Annotated in this window: 16 protein-coding genes and 1 tRNA gene; 10 read left to right on the top strand and 7 right to left on the bottom strand. The window is 44.9% G+C overall.

Translation table 11 applies throughout. The features are described 5' to 3' along the window. The first annotated feature begins 98 nt into the window (after positions 1–98). The 3 genes from BUC22_RS17815 (at position 99) to BUC22_RS17805 (ending at position 1371) form a co-directional block, all read left to right on the top strand. Positions 99–707, top strand: a complete 609-nt coding sequence (locus tag BUC22_RS17815) for a S24/S26 family peptidase (RefSeq protein WP_123876101.1) — start codon at positions 99–101, stop codon at positions 705–707. Positions 708–870: 163 nt separating this feature from the next. Beyond that, the gene (locus BUC22_RS17810; protein ID WP_013382581.1) at positions 871–1239 is read left to right on the top strand and encodes a hypothetical protein; all 369 of its coding nucleotides are present in this window, start codon (positions 871–873) and stop codon (positions 1237–1239) included. A gap of 56 nt (positions 1240–1295) precedes the next feature. Next, a tRNA-Val gene (locus tag BUC22_RS17805) sits at positions 1296–1371 on the top strand. 182 nt (positions 1372–1553) lie between these two features. Here BUC22_RS17805 and BUC22_RS17800 read toward each other — a convergent pair. The 6 genes from BUC22_RS17800 to BUC22_RS17775 all read right to left on the bottom strand — a co-directional run bounded on the left by BUC22_RS17800 (position 1554) and on the right by BUC22_RS17775 (position 6210). After that, the gene (locus tag BUC22_RS17800) at positions 1554–2780 is read right to left on the bottom strand and encodes a tyrosine-type recombinase/integrase (protein WP_073383327.1); all 1227 of its coding nucleotides are present in this window, start codon (positions 2778–2780) and stop codon (positions 1554–1556) included. 51 nt (positions 2781–2831) lie between these two features. Then, the gene (locus tag BUC22_RS17795; RefSeq protein ID WP_073383326.1) at positions 2832–3041 is read right to left on the bottom strand and encodes a helix-turn-helix domain-containing protein; all 210 of its coding nucleotides are present in this window, start codon (positions 3039–3041) and stop codon (positions 2832–2834) included. A gap of 149 nt (positions 3042–3190) precedes the next feature. Further along, positions 3191–4246 (bottom strand): AAA family ATPase, encoded by a 1056-nt coding sequence (locus BUC22_RS17790; RefSeq protein ID WP_073383324.1) that lies wholly within the window; start codon positions 4244–4246, stop codon positions 3191–3193. Positions 4247–4249: 3 nt separating this feature from the next. Continuing rightward, positions 4250–4456, bottom strand: a complete 207-nt coding sequence (locus BUC22_RS17785; RefSeq protein WP_073383319.1) for a hypothetical protein — start codon at positions 4454–4456, stop codon at positions 4250–4252. Continuing rightward, the gene (locus BUC22_RS17780; RefSeq protein ID WP_242946571.1) at positions 4422–5750 is read right to left on the bottom strand and encodes a MobA/MobL family protein; all 1329 of its coding nucleotides are present in this window, start codon (positions 5748–5750) and stop codon (positions 4422–4424) included. The genes BUC22_RS17785 and BUC22_RS17780 overlap by 35 nt, the downstream gene beginning before the upstream one ends. A 118-nt stretch (positions 5751–5868) precedes the next feature. After that, positions 5869–6210: a hypothetical protein gene (locus BUC22_RS17775; RefSeq protein WP_073383312.1), complete on the bottom strand. Its 342-nt coding sequence runs from the start codon at positions 6208–6210 to the stop codon at positions 5869–5871. A gap of 205 nt (positions 6211–6415) precedes the next feature. On the opposite strand from BUC22_RS17775, the gene BUC22_RS17770 reads away from it, so the two are divergent. Both BUC22_RS17770 and BUC22_RS17765 read left to right on the top strand, forming a co-directional pair. Next, positions 6416–7192, top strand: coding sequence for a helix-turn-helix domain-containing protein (locus tag BUC22_RS17770; protein WP_073383310.1), 777 nt, complete (start codon positions 6416–6418; stop codon positions 7190–7192). A gap of 30 nt (positions 7193–7222) precedes the next feature. After that, positions 7223–7954, top strand: coding sequence for a Fic family protein (locus tag BUC22_RS17765; protein ID WP_073383308.1), 732 nt, complete (start codon positions 7223–7225; stop codon positions 7952–7954). A 68-nt stretch (positions 7955–8022) separates the two neighbouring features. Here the strand turns inward: BUC22_RS17765 and BUC22_RS17760 are convergent, their stop codons facing one another. Next, positions 8023–8955 (bottom strand): site-specific integrase, encoded by a 933-nt coding sequence (locus BUC22_RS17760; protein ID WP_073383306.1) that lies wholly within the window; start codon positions 8953–8955, stop codon positions 8023–8025. Positions 8956–9247: 292 nt separating this feature from the next. Between BUC22_RS17760 and BUC22_RS17755 the strand changes: the two genes are divergently transcribed. The 5 genes from BUC22_RS17755 (at position 9248) to BUC22_RS17730 (ending at position 16321) form a co-directional block, all read left to right on the top strand. Further along, complete coding sequence (locus BUC22_RS17755) at positions 9248–9829, top strand: restriction endonuclease subunit S (protein WP_073383303.1); 582 nt, start codon at positions 9248–9250, stop codon at positions 9827–9829. Then, positions 9826–12897: a type I restriction endonuclease subunit R gene (locus tag BUC22_RS17750; RefSeq protein WP_419020851.1), complete on the top strand. Its 3072-nt coding sequence runs from the start codon at positions 9826–9828 to the stop codon at positions 12895–12897. The genes BUC22_RS17755 and BUC22_RS17750 overlap by 4 nt, the downstream gene beginning before the upstream one ends. Positions 12898–12917: 20 nt before the next feature. Then, a complete protein-coding gene (locus BUC22_RS21580) occupies positions 12918–13556 on the top strand; it encodes a restriction endonuclease subunit S (protein ID WP_143163948.1) in 639 nt (212 codons plus the stop codon). Beyond that, a complete protein-coding gene (locus BUC22_RS21575; RefSeq protein WP_073383301.1) occupies positions 13454–14023 on the top strand; it encodes a restriction endonuclease subunit S in 570 nt (189 codons plus the stop codon). The genes BUC22_RS21580 and BUC22_RS21575 overlap by 103 nt, the downstream gene beginning before the upstream one ends. 1026 nt (positions 14024–15049) lie before the next feature. Further along, positions 15050–16321 carry a redoxin family protein gene (locus BUC22_RS17730; RefSeq protein WP_013382577.1) on the top strand — a complete coding sequence of 424 codons (1272 nt, stop codon included), beginning with the start codon at positions 15050–15052 and terminating at the stop codon, positions 16319–16321. Positions 16322–16426: the final 105 nt, after the last annotated feature.

Here is a 16426-nt window from a genome sequence, read left to right as displayed (position 1 = left end):
ACTATTTAATTATGAAAAAGACAAAAATTATATGTAAAATCTTAAAAAATAGTTTTTTGATACTGTTTTTAATTTGTACCTTGTTTTATACGTTTTTCATGAAACTTAACCCCACCGATGCCCCAAAATTCTTTGGCTATAAACCCTACGTCATCTTAACTAACAGCATGGTCCCAACCTTGCCCGTCGGCTCGCTCGTCATCGACCATGCCATCGACGAGGATGACCCCATTCCGGAAAACACGCCCATCACCTTCAAGGCTGAGCTTCAGGGTCAGCAGGTCTTTGTCACCCACTATTTCCGTTACATTGATACCAGTGACGGCTATGTCCGCTACATGACCCAGGGGGAGGGCTATCAGGAAGGGCAGTATGACGAGTTTGAAATCCACCGGGAGGACATTGTCGGTACATATGCTTTTCATATCCCGTACCTTGGACGGGTGGCCATGTTTCTCCAGAGCCCGGCGGCGCTCACCATGTTTTTGCTCTGGGGCTTTATCCTCATGATGGAGCACATGGTCAAAAAATGGCTGTCCTACAAATATCCCGAGGATGAGGAGGATCTCATGAAGCCTAAACAGCGGGTTAAGGCCAAGAACGTCAAACCGCCGAAGGGACGCTATCTGCGGGGAGAAACCCCAAGACACCGTCCACCGTCCGCCCCGCCGCTTAAACGCCCCTCCATGGACGAAATAAAGGGCTAAAACACACATTCAGGCAGAAAAAGGGAAAAGATGTTATCATAAGATTAAATTGGAGATTGAAACAGGAGGTGCCAGGATCGGGCAAACCAGCGAAGCGCAGTTTGCACCATCACTTTCCACCTTCCACCTTCAACCTTCCACTTGAAAAAGGGTGGTGCTTCACATGACCAGAAAATGGAAAATCATAAACAGCTTGATCGCATGGCTGATTTTCTTCAGCCTGGTTCAGCCTGCCTACGGCGCCTGGGATACCCTGACCGCCGAAGTCACCTTCACCGCCCAGACCGGCGTCTGGACGACCGACCCCGCCCCAACCCCAGCGGCAGAGCCCGCCGCCGCGTCAGCCACCCCCCAGGCCGCGAGTGCCCCGGAAGCGCCCGCCCCCGCCGCCATTCCAGAACCTGCCGATACCCCCGAACCCGAGGAAACCACCGTCACCCCAGCTCCGGCGCCTGCCCCGGAAACGCCCGCCGACCCCACTCCCGAATCCCCGGAAATACCAACCCCGCAGGAAAATTCCGAGGCAGAGTAAAAAAAGACTTTACAAACCGCTGGGAATTCGTTATAATAGACAAGCATTCAAAAAGTGATCCCGTAGCTCAGCTGGAAGAGCGCTACCTTGACATGGTAGAGGTCGTTGGTTCAAGCCCAATCGGGATCACCATTTATGAGTATTTACGCAGGCTGCGGCCTGTGTTTTTTTATGCAAAAAATTCTTTCCCGAGGCTTTCCCGGATTCGCTTAAAATGGGGATTTGGCCAGATTCAGACCTTTACGGCCCTTTCTTATAATGCTAGAGAAAAGGCCGTTTTTAAGGTCGTTGGTTCATATGAGCTTTAGCAATATTCAGCCGATGCTTTTGTTGATCGGAATAATATTGCCACCCGGTGTGGTATTCTCAGAAAAATCCATTTCGTCATAAAAAGAATCGGTCAAGCCTGCGGTGGCATCGCGAAGACTGTTGAGCACATGGATGTAGGTTTTTAATGTCGTGTTGAAATCTGCATGGCCCAGCAATTTTGAAATAACCAGCGGTTCAACGCCTTCCTCAAAATTTCGTGTCGCATAAGTATGCCGCAGATCATGAAAATTTTTATTATATGCGCTGCCTTCTTCATTGATTCCAAGGTCGAGGTAGACCTGTTTCAGCTTTTTATAGACGTTGGAAGCATCCAGGTGTGTCCCGATACAGGTAGAAAAGACAAGGGTTTCGTCGGTTTGAATCACACCATATTCCGTCAATTCACGCTTTTGCTTGATTTTGTGTTCTTTTAGAATATTGACCAGAACCACCGGCAGTTTATTGCGCCGGATTTCATTGCATTTGGTAGGACCTGTCTGAGCCGTGTAGGTATCGGTGTCGCCCTTAGTGTAGCTGTAGCTTTTGTTGATCATGATGGTCTGGGTGTCGAAATTAATATCGTTCCAGGTCAGGGCAAAAAGCTCGCCTTGCCGCGCGCCGGTATCAATGGCAGTTCGGAATAATGCCTCATATTCGTGGCCGCGAATGCCGTTCACAAAACGAATATGTTCTTCGCGGGTTAAAGGCTTTACTGAATTCTTGGCGATCTGTGCCTGACGTTTTTCAGGGGAATCTAGAGGAATGACCAGCATTCCCTGAAAATCTCTGAGAAGATCGCCTTTTTTATAGGCGTAACGCAGACACGGACTGATGATTTTATGGATGTCCTTGACTTGGCTCGAAGATTGTTTGACGTCAAACAGCTGATTATAAAAGGTTTGAATCGCATCGACGGTGAGCTGTTTCATTTTCATCTGCCCCAGAGGCGTTCCCTTAAGCTTTTTATTAAAGGTGCAGAGGTAGCGCTCTTTGGAGCGGGGCTTTAATTTCAGAAAATGGACGGTGGTCAAGAATTGATACAAATAATCTTCAAAGGTTGAATCTGGACTGTTGACGCCCAATGCCAGCAGCTGCTGGCGCTTTTTAATTTTTTCTTCCAGACCGGAAACGGTAGGGCTGCTTTCTTCGCGTGTTTTGTCAAAAACATCTTTGTAGGTCCAGTAATAATACTTTTTTCCATTCTTGGTACGATAGGGATATTGTGCTTTCATGGTTTGTTTTTAACCTTTCCAACCATGCCTTATTGATAAATTCATTATAGGTTATACATGCCGCTGTTTGCAAGCCATTTTCTGTTCAAACCAATCGGGAATCTTGGCTTTGTAGATCAGCCACTTATTTCCCGCCTGAACAGCAGGAAAAGTATTGTCCGAGTGAATAAGTTTATAGATGGAATTCCGGCTCATATGCAGCAGCTCGGCGGCTTCCATTGGGGTAATGATGTCCCATACAGAGGGGGACTTTTCTTTCATAGTATTAAATCCTTTCTTAAATGTTTGGTTAAATTTTAGTTTTGTGACCCTGTTGCGACCCTGTATTCGACTCTGCCAAAATTGCCTGTTTATCATGGTTAGAAGGGAATCAGGGTCGCAAGGAACAGTTTTTTAGGGTTACAAAGGAATTAAAAATCATGCCATTTCAGGCAGATGATCCGGCGGCCATTGCTGCGGCCCTTTTTAATGGTCACATTGTTCTCCTGGAAGACAGCCATATAATCATTGAGGGAACGGCTGAGGGTCTGAGGATTCTTACAAAGATTTGCCAGATTGGCCTTGAGCCAAAGGGCATTGCAGGTGCCTTCAAATTGGTGGGCTTCACATTCTGCCAGAAATTTTAAGATATAGCTCACAAAGACAGGCAGGTTTTCATTACCGCCGTTTTCTTTATCTATAACCCACATTAAAGGATTTTGGACAAATTTAAGCGGTAAGGTCCACTCCGGGTGAAACCGTGGGATAACTGTCAGCTGCCCAAAAGCCGATTCTTCCGGGCGTGTCAGCGTCAATTTACTGCTGACTGTTCCGAAAATTCCCTGAGAACCCAGAGGATCATTGGAATTTTTAGCGGGATGGTGGACTGCGATAAAGGATAAGTCCTGTTTTAAGGCGATGTTCTGAAGTACATCAATGTCGCTGACAGCCTGAGCATAGGAATATTCCTGTGTCGTGCTGTGGATGCCGCGGATGCGGTGAAGGGTGTCAATGATGACAAGTATCAGATCAGGATGCTTCTCTTTGAACTGTCCTAAATAAGCATCCAGATTGGTCAAATTCAAGGCTTTTTCAAAGACATAATAGAGTTTTTCTGTGGCGTCCAGTCCCATGGCACTGCGGCGATTTTTGGCGTTTGAAGGGTCGGATTCCATGTTCAGATAAAGTACAGTGCCTGTTTTTACGGAATTGCCCCACAAAGGGGTTCCGGTGGCGATGGCGTGGGCCATCTGTTCCACCAGAATACTTTTACCTACCTTTGGGCCGCCGACTAAAAGTGTGACGCCGTCAAAGAGCAGATGATCAATGAGATAGGCGGGACGCTCAAAATTGGAGGCGTCCAGCGTATCGGACCGCCACTCCTTGATTTTTGGAGGGCTATCCTTTATAATGGTGTTGTTGTTATGGGAAGTGGCAGTTTGTGGATCAGCAGCTGCCGCTTCTTTTTTCTTGTTTTTCTTCTGCATACCTCATCGTTCCATACCACGGCTCCTTTTCTTTTTAGACGGCTGGCTGGGCGGTGCTTCCATAGAATGCGGCCTTGCGTCACGCTTTTCCTGAGAAATTTTAAAATCCTTAAGCATTTTGGCTGTTTTTGCCAGATGGTTACCAGTCTGTTCGATCAGGCGCTCCATCTCCGGCTTACCGCTCGCGGTTTTTTTTAAGTGTTCTTTCAATTTCGCGAGCAGTTCCAGCGAATCGCTGAGTGAGTGCATTAAAATCGCTCTTTCGTCCGTCAGCTCGGCGTTGTCGTTCTCTAAGAAGGTATTCAAATCCATCAGCATCTGACAGCGCTGTCTGAGTTCTTGAATCGGTAAATTTGGGTTCATTGTTTTCCTCATTTCTATTTGTATTGGGGGATATTGGTGTTAAAATAGCCGTATCCAAAAGTTTTTTCTTTTCAAGTTCCAGCAAGGCAAGTGTTTGATCGAGCGCTTTGAGCCGGACATTATCCGTCTTAATGCCTTCATTTTGAATAAAGCGTTCCGAATAAAGTCCCTTATTGGTCATGTCCTGTCCTGAAACCCCGACGTGAATCTGGGGAATGCGGATGATGGACTGGGCTTCGAGGGTGCGTTCATCCAAAGTCGCCGCAGCCAAAAATCCATTTTCGATCAATACCTGGTTTGCAAGATTGGCCCAGGCTTTACGCCAGGCCTTTAATGTTTCAACATCGTCCCAGTCATTGATTGGAACCTTGTTTTTAACGGCTGTCTTACTGCATAAAATCAAATCCGGATAAGCCGAGGCCTCCGTTTTTGTCATTTTTATTTTTTCATCCAATGAATTCTTAAATCGGTAGACCTTCTCATAGGCTGGATAGTCCTTTAAAATATCCGGAAAAAGGTAGAGTTCATCACCGGTAACCGGATTGCGGCAAAGATATTGACTGCGGCTTTTGTGACGTTTCCACTCGCCGGACGGCGTCAGCTCCCGTAATGTCACCATACAATGAAGATGCGGGTTGCCGTCACCTTTGTCGTGGAGAGACCAGTCAACAATCATCCCTTTGGATATAAAATTTTCCTGGAGGTATTTACGCGACAGAAAAATTTGAGCGGATCGGTTCAATTCTTTGGGTAAAGCAATATCAAAATGCCGGGCCAGCCGAGCATTTTCTCTGGAAGGCAGAGACTGTTCAAAAAGTTCCACGCTGTTCCAAAGTGTTGTGCGGTCTGCAAAAAAGCCCGGGGCATTTTTGCAGAGTAAGATCTCCGAAAAAACCACATCCTTTCTTTTAGAATAATCATAAGACCGTCCAGTTTTAACAGCCTGTAGCCGCTCACCCGAACAGTAAGCAGCCTTCTGAACTGCCGATTGTCCCTTGGAACTCTGGACAATCGAACAACTGAGATGGTAGATTGCCAAAAGCAGACCTCCTTTCTTTTTTCTTTGTAACCATAAAAGCGGTAACTGCCATAAAGAAAAATCACAACGTGATTTTTCATATTCAAGCCTCGCAGAGCGCACGGAGCGACACCGCAGGTGGCGCGTAAGTGCGCCCTTCGGGAATAAGGCACGGGGAGTAGTGCCTTATTATAAGGAAGTCGCGCGCGTCGTTTGTGGGTACAAAAGAAAAAATGACACCCTACCAGACAGCGTTGGTATCTGGCAGTGACGCAGCAAACTGGGAGAGCAAGTCTTTCGAATAAGAAAGCTGCCCGGCTTCCACGTCATAAGCTGTGCCGGTCACATCCAGAAAATTTTTGACAGACTGAATGGCCGACTGAAAGTCAACCGGATCAAGTGCAAGGTCCTGCCAGCCAAAGCAGCTCTGGACAATGGCCCCATATTCGATGAGCCGGTGGGTCCGGGCTTTGCTTTCTTCTTCCTTCAGTTTTTGAAGTAAGCGCTTCCGTTCCTCTTTATTGCGTTCGATGGTTTGATCGACTTTGGCGAGGCGGTCAGATGTGGATTTGGGTTTGGTCATGGATTTCACCTCCTTTCGATTTTTAAAGAGGTCGTAATGCACTTAAAATAAATAATGTGCATTGCTACCTTTAAATGAATTATATTATCTTATCGCATTGATGTCAAACTATTTTTAAAATTCTTAAAAAGTGCGATTGCACTTAAGAATGAAAAAGTGTTATAATAAGGTAGCATATATAATTTTTGAAAGGCGGGTATTCATTATGGGTGTTGGTTTTCGAATAAGGGAAGTTGCCAAAGAACGGAAAATTAATTTTAAAGAATTAGCTAAAAAAGCTGGCGTTTCATACAATACACTTTACTCAATTATTAAAAGGGATAGTGATAGAGTGGATACGGGCACGTTAAGCAAGGTGGCCCAGGCACTTGATGTCCCATTAGAAAAACTGGCGACAGGGGACGAAACGTTTGGTGAAAGGTTAAAACGGATAAGGACACAGGATAAAATTACACTTCAAAAATTATCTGAAAAAGTTGAAATTCCAGAAGAAGCGCTTCAAATGTACGAAGATGATATTGTTGAGCCAGGACTTAGTACCACTAATATCATTGCCGATGCTTTGGAAATTACATCAGAAGAATTGACGGGCAAACCGTGGCGTTTTCCGACTACTGGAGATCAGATTATTTCAAATCGTCAGCTTCTCGGAAAAACACAAGAAGAACTTGCTAAAGAGACGGAATTACCTTTGGAAACTATTCAAAAGTTTGAACTTGACATTTCGCAGCCTACTTATCGTGAGATTCAAAAATTAGCGTTGGCACTTGAGACAACAATGGATGTTTTGATGGACCCCACAGGATTAAGCCGTTTGCCGAAACAAAGAAGTGAAGACGAACAGCTGCAAAAAAATAAAAGAGATATGCTCGGATATTTTTCGGATTTAACCCCAGCCGGCCAGCTTGAGGCAATTAAGAGTATCAAGCTATTGCTGAGAATTCCAGAGTATAATATTCATACCGCCGGCGATGAAGATTAATTTAACTGCTTGTAAAAAAGGGAGTATAAAGTGAAAACAGGTATTTTATTGGATCGATTACTGAAAGAAAAAAGTGCTAAGTTATCTGATGGCATCTATCATTATACGCAAATTAAAATGGCCTATAATTCCAACCGAATTGAGGGAAGCATGCTTTCAGAAGAGCAGACGCGAAGTATTTTCTCAACAAATACCATTTTACCAGAAGGGGACAGCCCTGTAAAAATTGATGACATCGTCGAGACAACCAACCATTTCGAGGCCTTCGATTATATCCTTGATCTCGCCAAAGAGCCCCTGACAGAAGATATCATAAAAAAACTTCACTATCTGTTAAAGCGCGGCACCGCCTACGAGCGTGAAGGGTTTCCCACTGGTGACTATAAAATTTATCCCAACGTTATTGGAGGAATCACAGAGACAACGCCGCCGGATAAAGTGCAGGCGGCGTTGGAAGTGTTGCTTGAAAAATATGATGCCATTCCCGAAAAAGACTTAGATGATTTGATTGACTTCCACGTGCAGTTTGAAACCATCCACCCGTTCCAGGATGGAAATGGCAGAGTCGGGCGGCTGATTCTGTTTAAAGAGTGCCTGAAAAACGGAATCCTTCCGTTTATTATTCTGGATGAATACAAATTGTTTTATTATCGTGGGCTGAGTGAGTATAAAAAAGAAAAAGGATATTTGAGGGATACCTGTTTGCTGGCACAGGATCAGTTTCGAGACGTTTGTGAGTATTTTAAGGTTTTTGAAAACTGACCGACTGTACCGATCGGTATTACTTCGACGCCCTTATCACCCTTCAACAGTGCGCGTCACATATCTTATTAATTTAATGCAGAAAGCGACCGCATAACGAGGTCGACATCTTTATTTTCAAGTTCTTGAATGATATGAAGGTATGTTTTTTGTGTGGTGGTCATGCTGGCATGGCCAAGCCGCCTGGCAACACTGGCAATGGATACCCCGGCGAAGAGTAATAGCGATGCATGCGTGTGTCTTAGCCCGTGAATGGAAATGACAGGTATGTTTGATTTTATACAATGTCTTTCTAATACGCCGTTGACAGTTGAATTATAGACCTTTTTTCCATCGTCAATAAAAATTGGCTTTTCTTCGGGCAGACCTTTTAGCAGTTCTGAAAATTGAATAACCGTTTGCCAATCGATTTGTATTTTCCGAACAGAGGATTGATTTTTCGTTGGCTGAAATCCTGTTCCGGTCTTGTAATCCCATGTTTTACTGATAGAGAGCATTTGATGCGCAAAATCAAAGTCTTTTGGTGTCAATGCTAAAGCCTCTGAAAAACGCATCCCGGTTTTGGCGACCAACAGGATAAACCAATCCCAATTAACCTCCTGAGTCAAATTTAAATCTGTTAGCATGGTATGAAGCTCGAATTGATTGAGGTATTTCGGTTTTTTTGCTCTGGGTGTTTTACCTTTGATGATTGCTTTTCGGGTAGGGTCCTGGTCGATTAACCCTTCATCTACGGCGTCGAGGATGGCGCCTTTAAGCTGATGGTGAAAATCCATGGTGGTTTGCCGCTCATGCTCCTGTGCGTAATCGTTAAGGAGCTGCTGATAGTTGATTCGTGAGAGGTCACACAGCTTAAGGGTTGGAACAAGCTTAACCAACCATTGATGGGTCATTAAATATTTTGACATGGTAACTTTACGGATGGCGCCTTCTTTATATATTGTTATCCAGCGTTTGTAATAAATATGGAACAATTCGTCTTTATTCTTTAAAATTAACATATATCTATCTCCTGTAATGGTGCAATATATGACTCGCACTGATGAAGGGTGATGAGTTGGTCAAAGCAGCCTCCGCGCTTCGGTAACTTTCTGATATACTCTAAACTTTTTAACATAGACAGCAAAATATATCAAATTATTTTGTATTTTGGTATAGTTTTAAAATAATGATTTGAAATATCGTGATATTCTAAAAAATTTATTGACATTTGCTAAAACGGTTGGCATAATATAATCATAAAATGAAATATTAAGATATTTCAAAAAATATTATTTAGTGGGAGGTGATTATTTGGAAAGGCAGATAATAAAGCAGTTTATAAAATTTATCCCGGGAATTAACCCAACGCGGGCCGAAAAGCAATATCCCCATCAGGACTTTATCTATTACGATCAGGCCGCTTTTGAGTTGGATTTTAATCACGATAATGGGATTATAGAAGACGACCGTACACCAGCACAAAATTCACTGGCAGTGAACAAGGGGGATATCATCATCAGCAATTCGTTACAAATGGCGGCAATGGTTGGGGAAGGAAATATTGGAAAAATCCCCTCGATCAATTTTACAAAGGCTGAATTTATAAGCGAAGAGCTGGATAAACGTTATTTTATCTATCTATTCAATGCACATACCGATGTTGCCCGTCAGAAGGAAAGGGAGCTTCAAGGGACAGGCCATATCAAGCGAATTCCGATAAAGTCCCTCGAGCAGATAAAAATTCCGATTATTCCTAGCGAAGAGCAACGGAAAATAGGCAGGATTTACAGTGAAACACTCAAATTGCAAAACCGGATCAATCAATATGCCGAGCAGATTGGACAATTCACCACTGCCGTGTTGGAGAGAAGCATAAAGGAGAAGATAAAATGAGCGAAATGAAAAAGAAATCAGAACTTGCTTTTGAACAGGAAGTCATCGAATACTTAACCCGTATTGGTGGTGTCAAACAATGGGAATACGCCGCTGATATTAAAACCACTGAACAGCTCTGGGACAACTTCAAGCGCATCCTTGAGCAGAACAACGCTGCCCGGCTGGACAATCCTTTATCCATCACCGAGTTTAATCAGGTCAAGCGGATCATTACAGGTATCGACAGCCCCTATCACGCAGGACAATTTCTGTATGGTGTTAATGGGGTCTCCGAAATCGAAGTTGATCTCGACTGCGGAAAACACGTTTTTCTCACCGTTTTCGACCAGGCGCAGGTCGGCGGGGGGAATACCGTTTATCAGGTCGTCAATCAGATTGAACGCCCGAAAATCGTGGATGGCAAGCCCAATCGCCGCTTTGATGTGACCCTTCTGATCAATGGCCTTCCCATTATCCAAATCGAGCTTAAAAAAGCCCTGCACGAAACTCAGGAAGCACTGAACCAGATGGAGCAGTACATCGCAGAGAAACAATACAGCGGAATCTTCTCAACCCTTCAGATCCTCATTGCCATGACTCCGTATGATATCCGCTATATGGCCAACACCACCCGGGAATCCTTTAACCGTGCCTTTGCCTTTAGCTGGCAGAATGAAAATGACGCCCGCCCAGTGCGGTCGTGGAAGGTTTTTGCGGATAAGGTTCTCTCCATCCCCATGGCTCACGATTTAGCCACCCGGTATATGATTCTCGACGGCACCAAAAATAAAGAAAGCATTAAAGTCATGCGGCCTTATCAGGTATATGCTACCAAACGCGTCATTGAAAAAGTCCGCAAACACGATTTCAAATATAGTGATGGCAAGTTGGGCTATATCTGGCACACCACGGGCAGCGGCAAGACCATCACCAGCTTTAAAACTGCGTGGCTCGCCAGCCGCCTCCCCAACGTGGACAAAGTCGTATTTCTTGTTGACCGCATCGCCCTCACAAACCAGACAGCCGACGCCTACCGCGCCTACGACCCGGTGGCAGGCTTTGAAGGGAAGACCGGAGTCGTGAGTGATACGGCCAATATTTCAGATCTTCATAAAAAGCTTGCGATGAAAAGTGATAAAAACATTATTGTCACCAGTATTCAGAAGATGTCCCGTTACGTTGCCCGAAAGGGTTTTAAACCCCTTGACGAGAACATCCTCTTTATCGTGGATGAAGCCCACCGCTCCACCGGTAACGGCACCGAAAACCAGGGGATGCTTGAAGCCATCCGCACCGCCATTCCTACGGCTGCATGGGTTGGCTATACCGGAACCCCAAAATTCCCGGAAACAAAAGATATCTTCGGAAGCATTCTCCACGCCTACACCATCAAAGAAGCCATCGCCGATAAAAATGTCCTCGGCTTCAATGTGGAATTCAAAGAGACCATCAAGCCGCCAGAAGATCCGACCGAAGAAGATATTGACGATAATATCAAAGCCAGCGTCTATGATGACAGCCCCGAGCACGTTGATCTTGTGGTTAACGATATCTTTGATAACTGGCGGAAACGCTCCGCAGACCGTAAGTACAACGCCCTCTTTACCGTCCACGTAGGGGGCAGACGTGCCAGCACACCGAGAGCCATGGAATACTTCGACAAGTTTAGCGAAATCAACGCCGCCAAAGAGCCTGAGGACAGGCTAAAGGTCGCCGTCAGCTTTTCGGTCGATAACTCCAACGGCGAAAACCAGCTGGCGACGAATGAAAACCTGCACCGTGCCATCATAGCGTACAATAAACAATTTGGCACTGCCTTCGACATGACAACAACAAAGCAATACACCGAAGACCTTACCCGCCGCCTCAATAAAACCGCCGATGATGGCAACTTCTTAGACTTGGCCATTGTCGTAGACCAGCTGCTGACAGGCTTTGACGCCCCTCAGATGAACACCTTATATATTGATCGAACCTTAAAGGGTGGAAACCTCATTCAAGCCTATTCCCGTACCAACCGCCTTCACGACATGGTGCATAAGCCCTGGGGGAATGTTGTCAACTACCGTTGGCCAGAGCAAAACGAATACGAAATGAACAAAGCCTTTGCCGTTTACTCCAATCGGCTTTCTGCCGCAGAACAGCAAACAGTGGACATAGAGACCCTTATTGACGGCAACCAGGAGGACGGTATCATTGCGCCGAAGTATGGTGACGTTAAGCGGGAGCTCATGGACACCATCAAAGATTTATCCGATTTGACCGATAACTTTGTGACCACGCCGCCTAGTGAGAGCGATCGGGAAGCCGTCTTTGAAAAACTCAAAGACTATAATAAGCTGTTGAGCCAGCTGAAGCAATTTACCACCGATGATGAAGGCAACGAGGTATCCGCCTATGAGGATCCAGAGAAATTTTATGAAGAACTCGGCATTACAGAAGACCAGGAAGTGATACTGACCACGGTGATTGCCGGTGAAATCAAAGATTTCTTTGCCGAACGGGAAAAGATTGATATTTCTCAGGTCAATCTGGCCATGGTGCATATCCACGATGTGACCATTAATTATGACTACCTCGTGGAGCTCATCGCCAAGATGGCGGACGAAGTCCACGCCGATGAAATGGAAGCGGCCGAAAAGACCCGGGATGAAATCCAACGGGAAATTGCGAAATCGGAAAACAATCAGGAAAAAGCCAAGGTGCGCAGCTTTGTGGACAAAGTATTTGCAAAGGACTTTGTCTTTGATGACTATCCTGCCCCCCGCAACGTGGAGATGATGAACGAAGCCATCGACAGAGCGCAGAAGGACAGCAATATGAAGCTTGTCACTCAGTTTATCCGTACCTGGGGCTTGGACAACAGCACCAATCCCAAAAACCTGGAAGCCATGATACGTCCTCACCGCCTTGGTGAACAGGATATGGATAAACAGGGAGAGCTTACCGCCATTATGAACGGCGCGAAAGCAGATTATAAAGAAATTGCCGCCGATGAAGTCGCTGCCCTGTCGTGGATTAAATATCGAAACGCTTTCCGGCAAGCCTTCTACGAAATGGCTGATTCCATTAAAAAAAGTGAATGATATGGAGGAAAATAAACAAAATGACTAAAGAAAAAGCGAAAGAACCACAGATTCGCTTCAAAGGATTTACTAACGCATGGGAACAGCGGAAGCTGGGGGAATTAGCTAATATTGTACGTGGAGCAAGTCCTCGACCTATCCAAGATCCAAAATGGTTTGATGACGAAAGTGATGTTGGTTGGCTTCGTATTGCAGACGTTACGGAGCAAGATGGACGTATTCATCATCTTGAACAACACATCTCAAAATTAGGTCAGGAAAAAACTCGTGTACTTACTGAACCACACTTGTTACTAAGTATCGCCGCAACGGTCGGAAAGCCTGTTGTGAACTACGTTAAGACTGGCGTACACGATGGCTTTTTAATTTTTTTAGAACCAAAATTTAACAGGGTGTTTATGTTCCAATGGTTAGAAATGTTTAGGCCAAAATGGCAAAAATACGGACAGCCTGGAAGCCAAGTAAACTTGAATTCTGACCTAGTGAAAAATCAAGAAATTGCTTTGCCTAGAGAAGAAGTTTTGTGTGGTTTACTAACGCATGGGAACAGCGGAAGTTGGGGGAACTGGCTGATAATACCTATGGTGGGGGAACGCCAAATACATCAAATGATACTTACTGGAACGGTGAAATTCCTTGGATACAATCTTCTGATTTAAAGGAACACCGGATATTTGGAGTAAAGCCACGGAAGCATATTTCTCAAAGTGGGTTAATGAATTCTGCGACGAAATTAGTTCCCGAAAATTCCATTGCAATAATTACTCGTGTAGGTGTCGGAAAGCTTGCAGTTATGCCGTTTTCATATACTACAAGTCAAGATTTTTTGTCTTTGAGTAGGATTAAAACTGATATATGGTTTACGGCCTATTTGCTTTATAGAAAACTGCAAAGGGAATTAAATTCAGTTCAAGGAACATCAATTAAAGGAATTACAAAAGGCGAACTTATTGCGAAGATGGTTTCAGTACCAACGAAAAGTGAACAAGTCCAAATTGGATGCTTTTTCAGAAACCTCGACCGCCTCATCACCCTTCATCAGCGTAAGTGTGAAAATTTCAAAAATACAATGCTGCCAAAATTGTTTTTTAAACAAAATCAAGGTCTGTTTAAAGATGTTAGATAAATTTAAAGCCCCTGGAAATAATGAAATGATATTTTCAAGGGTAAATAGCATCAGCGAAAATTTATATCAATAAGGCACAGTTATAAAATATCATAGATTTCTCCCGTGATTTTCCCTGAAATCAGTTGGTTTTCGGGAAAATCATAGGGATTAAAAAGCAGCGGAATAAACAATAAAGATATATAAAATGCTGCTTTTTCAAAGGTAGAGGTCGTTGGTTCAAGCCCAATCGGGATCACCATTAATTAAACGCTTGACGGCTTTCGGCCGTTTTTTTATTGCCCGTTTCTAAGAATTTTTCTAATAAATGCCTGCCCGGCCACAGCGCGCCTTCCATCAAAATTGCGCTCTTAATGCACTTGCAGGCAAATCGCAGGCGATGTATGATTAAAACAGATCAACGAGAAGTAATCAATCCGGCATTCCAGCCTAAAACCGCTCTGTCTTTATGATCCAGTCCGAAAACGAAACCGCTGATTTCAGCCAAACCCGTTGAAACGAAGGAAAAAAGAAGGCCGGAAAGGGCAGCTGCCTGAAGCCATTATCTTTCAATGATTAATCTTCAAAACCATCCTTTCTTTTGTGCTTTAAAAGAAAGGATACCTGTGCTCCCCTGGAATATAGACCGTGTATTTTTAAGAAAGCGCGCGCTTGAAAATATACTGGAACGCCTGTTAAGGGGAAAACAGAAGCCGGAGCTGCCGGATGAATACCAAGAGGGCCCATTGGGATTCAGCCAAAAGGCGGTAACGGACAAAAATAAAAGCCCTGCATGCCGGCAGCATGTGATATATACCCTCTTTACTGGACAAACCAGTAAGGAGGGTATATATCACTCCGATCTTTAGACCGGGGCTTTTTGTTTACAGTCCATCTGATACTTCGATGAATAAGTTTAAATTATTTTCCTTAAACCTCTTGACAAATTCATCTGTAACATTTATGATTACAAAATAGAAACTGTAATGTTTAAAATTACACTTTGTGGGAAAATAAAATATTACACGACAGAAAAGAGGTAATCATATGGGATTTGCGACAGGAGCCGGTGTTCCGGCCATTATGGTATTTTTACAGGGGATTCTCAGCTTTTTCTCGCCCTGTGTGCTGCCGCTGGTGCCTTTGTACATCGGCTACCTGGCAGGCGGAACAAAGACAGTGGACGCGGACGGGACGGTTCATTATAAAAAGCGGACGGTTCTCATCAACACGCTCTTTTTTGTTATTGGCATCAGCGCGACATTTTTTATTCTGGGCGTGGGCTTCACAGCGGCCGGGCAGTTTTTTACGGGCAACCGGATGCTGTTCGCGCGCATTGGCGGGGTCATCATCATTTTATTTGGGCTGGTTCAGCTGGGGGTCTTTAATTTTGACTTTTTAAACCGTGAGCACCGCCTGCCCTTTAATTTGGACAAGCTGGCTATGAATCCACTGCTGGCTTTTGTGTTGGGCTTTACCTTCAGCTTTGCCTGGACGCCCTGCGTGGGGCCGGTTTTAGCCAGTGTGCTGCTCATGGCGTCGTCTTCGTCATCCTTCGCGTCGGGCTTCATCCTCATTGGGGTTTACACGCTGGGCTTTGTCCTGCTGTTTATGGCGGTGGGGTTATTTACCAGCACCCTGCTGGATTTTTTCAGGCGGCACCAGAAGGCGGTCCGCTACACGGTAAAGGCCGGGGGTGTGCTCATGATCATTATGGGGATCATGATGTTTACAGGATGGATGAACGGGATCACAGGCTATCTCTCTCAGGCAGGGGCCGGAAGCAGCGCACCGCAGCCAAGCCCGACGGTAACCACAGAGCCTGTGCCGTCGCCCACACCGGAAAACACGCCGGAGGAAAACGCCAAAAAGACGCTGGCTCCGGATTTCACGCTTACAGACCAGTATGGGGTGACGCACACGCTGTCGGAATATCGTGGAAAGACGGTTTTTCTTAATTTCTTTGCCACCTGGTGCGGCCCATGCCAGAAAGAAATGCCAGATATTGAGACGCTTTATAAAAAATACGGCGATAACTCTGGAGACCTGGTGGTGCTGAGCGTTGCCAATCCCCATACAGAGGAAGGGCCGAACAATAACGATATGTCGCCTGAAAAGATCGCGGATTTCATGTCGGACAACGGCTTTACCTATCCGGCACTCATGGACCGTACGGGCGCGGTGTTCCAGGCCTATGGCATCCGTTCTTTCCCGACAACCTTTATGATTGACAAAGATGGCTATGTGAAAGGCTATGTGCCGGGAATGCTGACGTCCAGCATGATGGAAAGCATTGTCAACCAGGCCATGGCACAATAAATGAAAAGCCTGTATCGCTTTAAAGATACAGGCTTTTTTAAGTCTGGGCGAAATAATATAGAGAAAATCGATATTTTTTATAACTTTGGGTATTTATTAAAGGGC

The sequence above is a fragment of the Eubacterium callanderi genome (assembly GCF_900142645.1).
GTDB lineage: Bacteria > Bacillota > Clostridia > Eubacteriales > Eubacteriaceae > Eubacterium > Eubacterium callanderi.
Note: the sequence above shows the minus strand (reverse complement) of the source record. Positions and strands in the feature narration are given on the sequence as shown.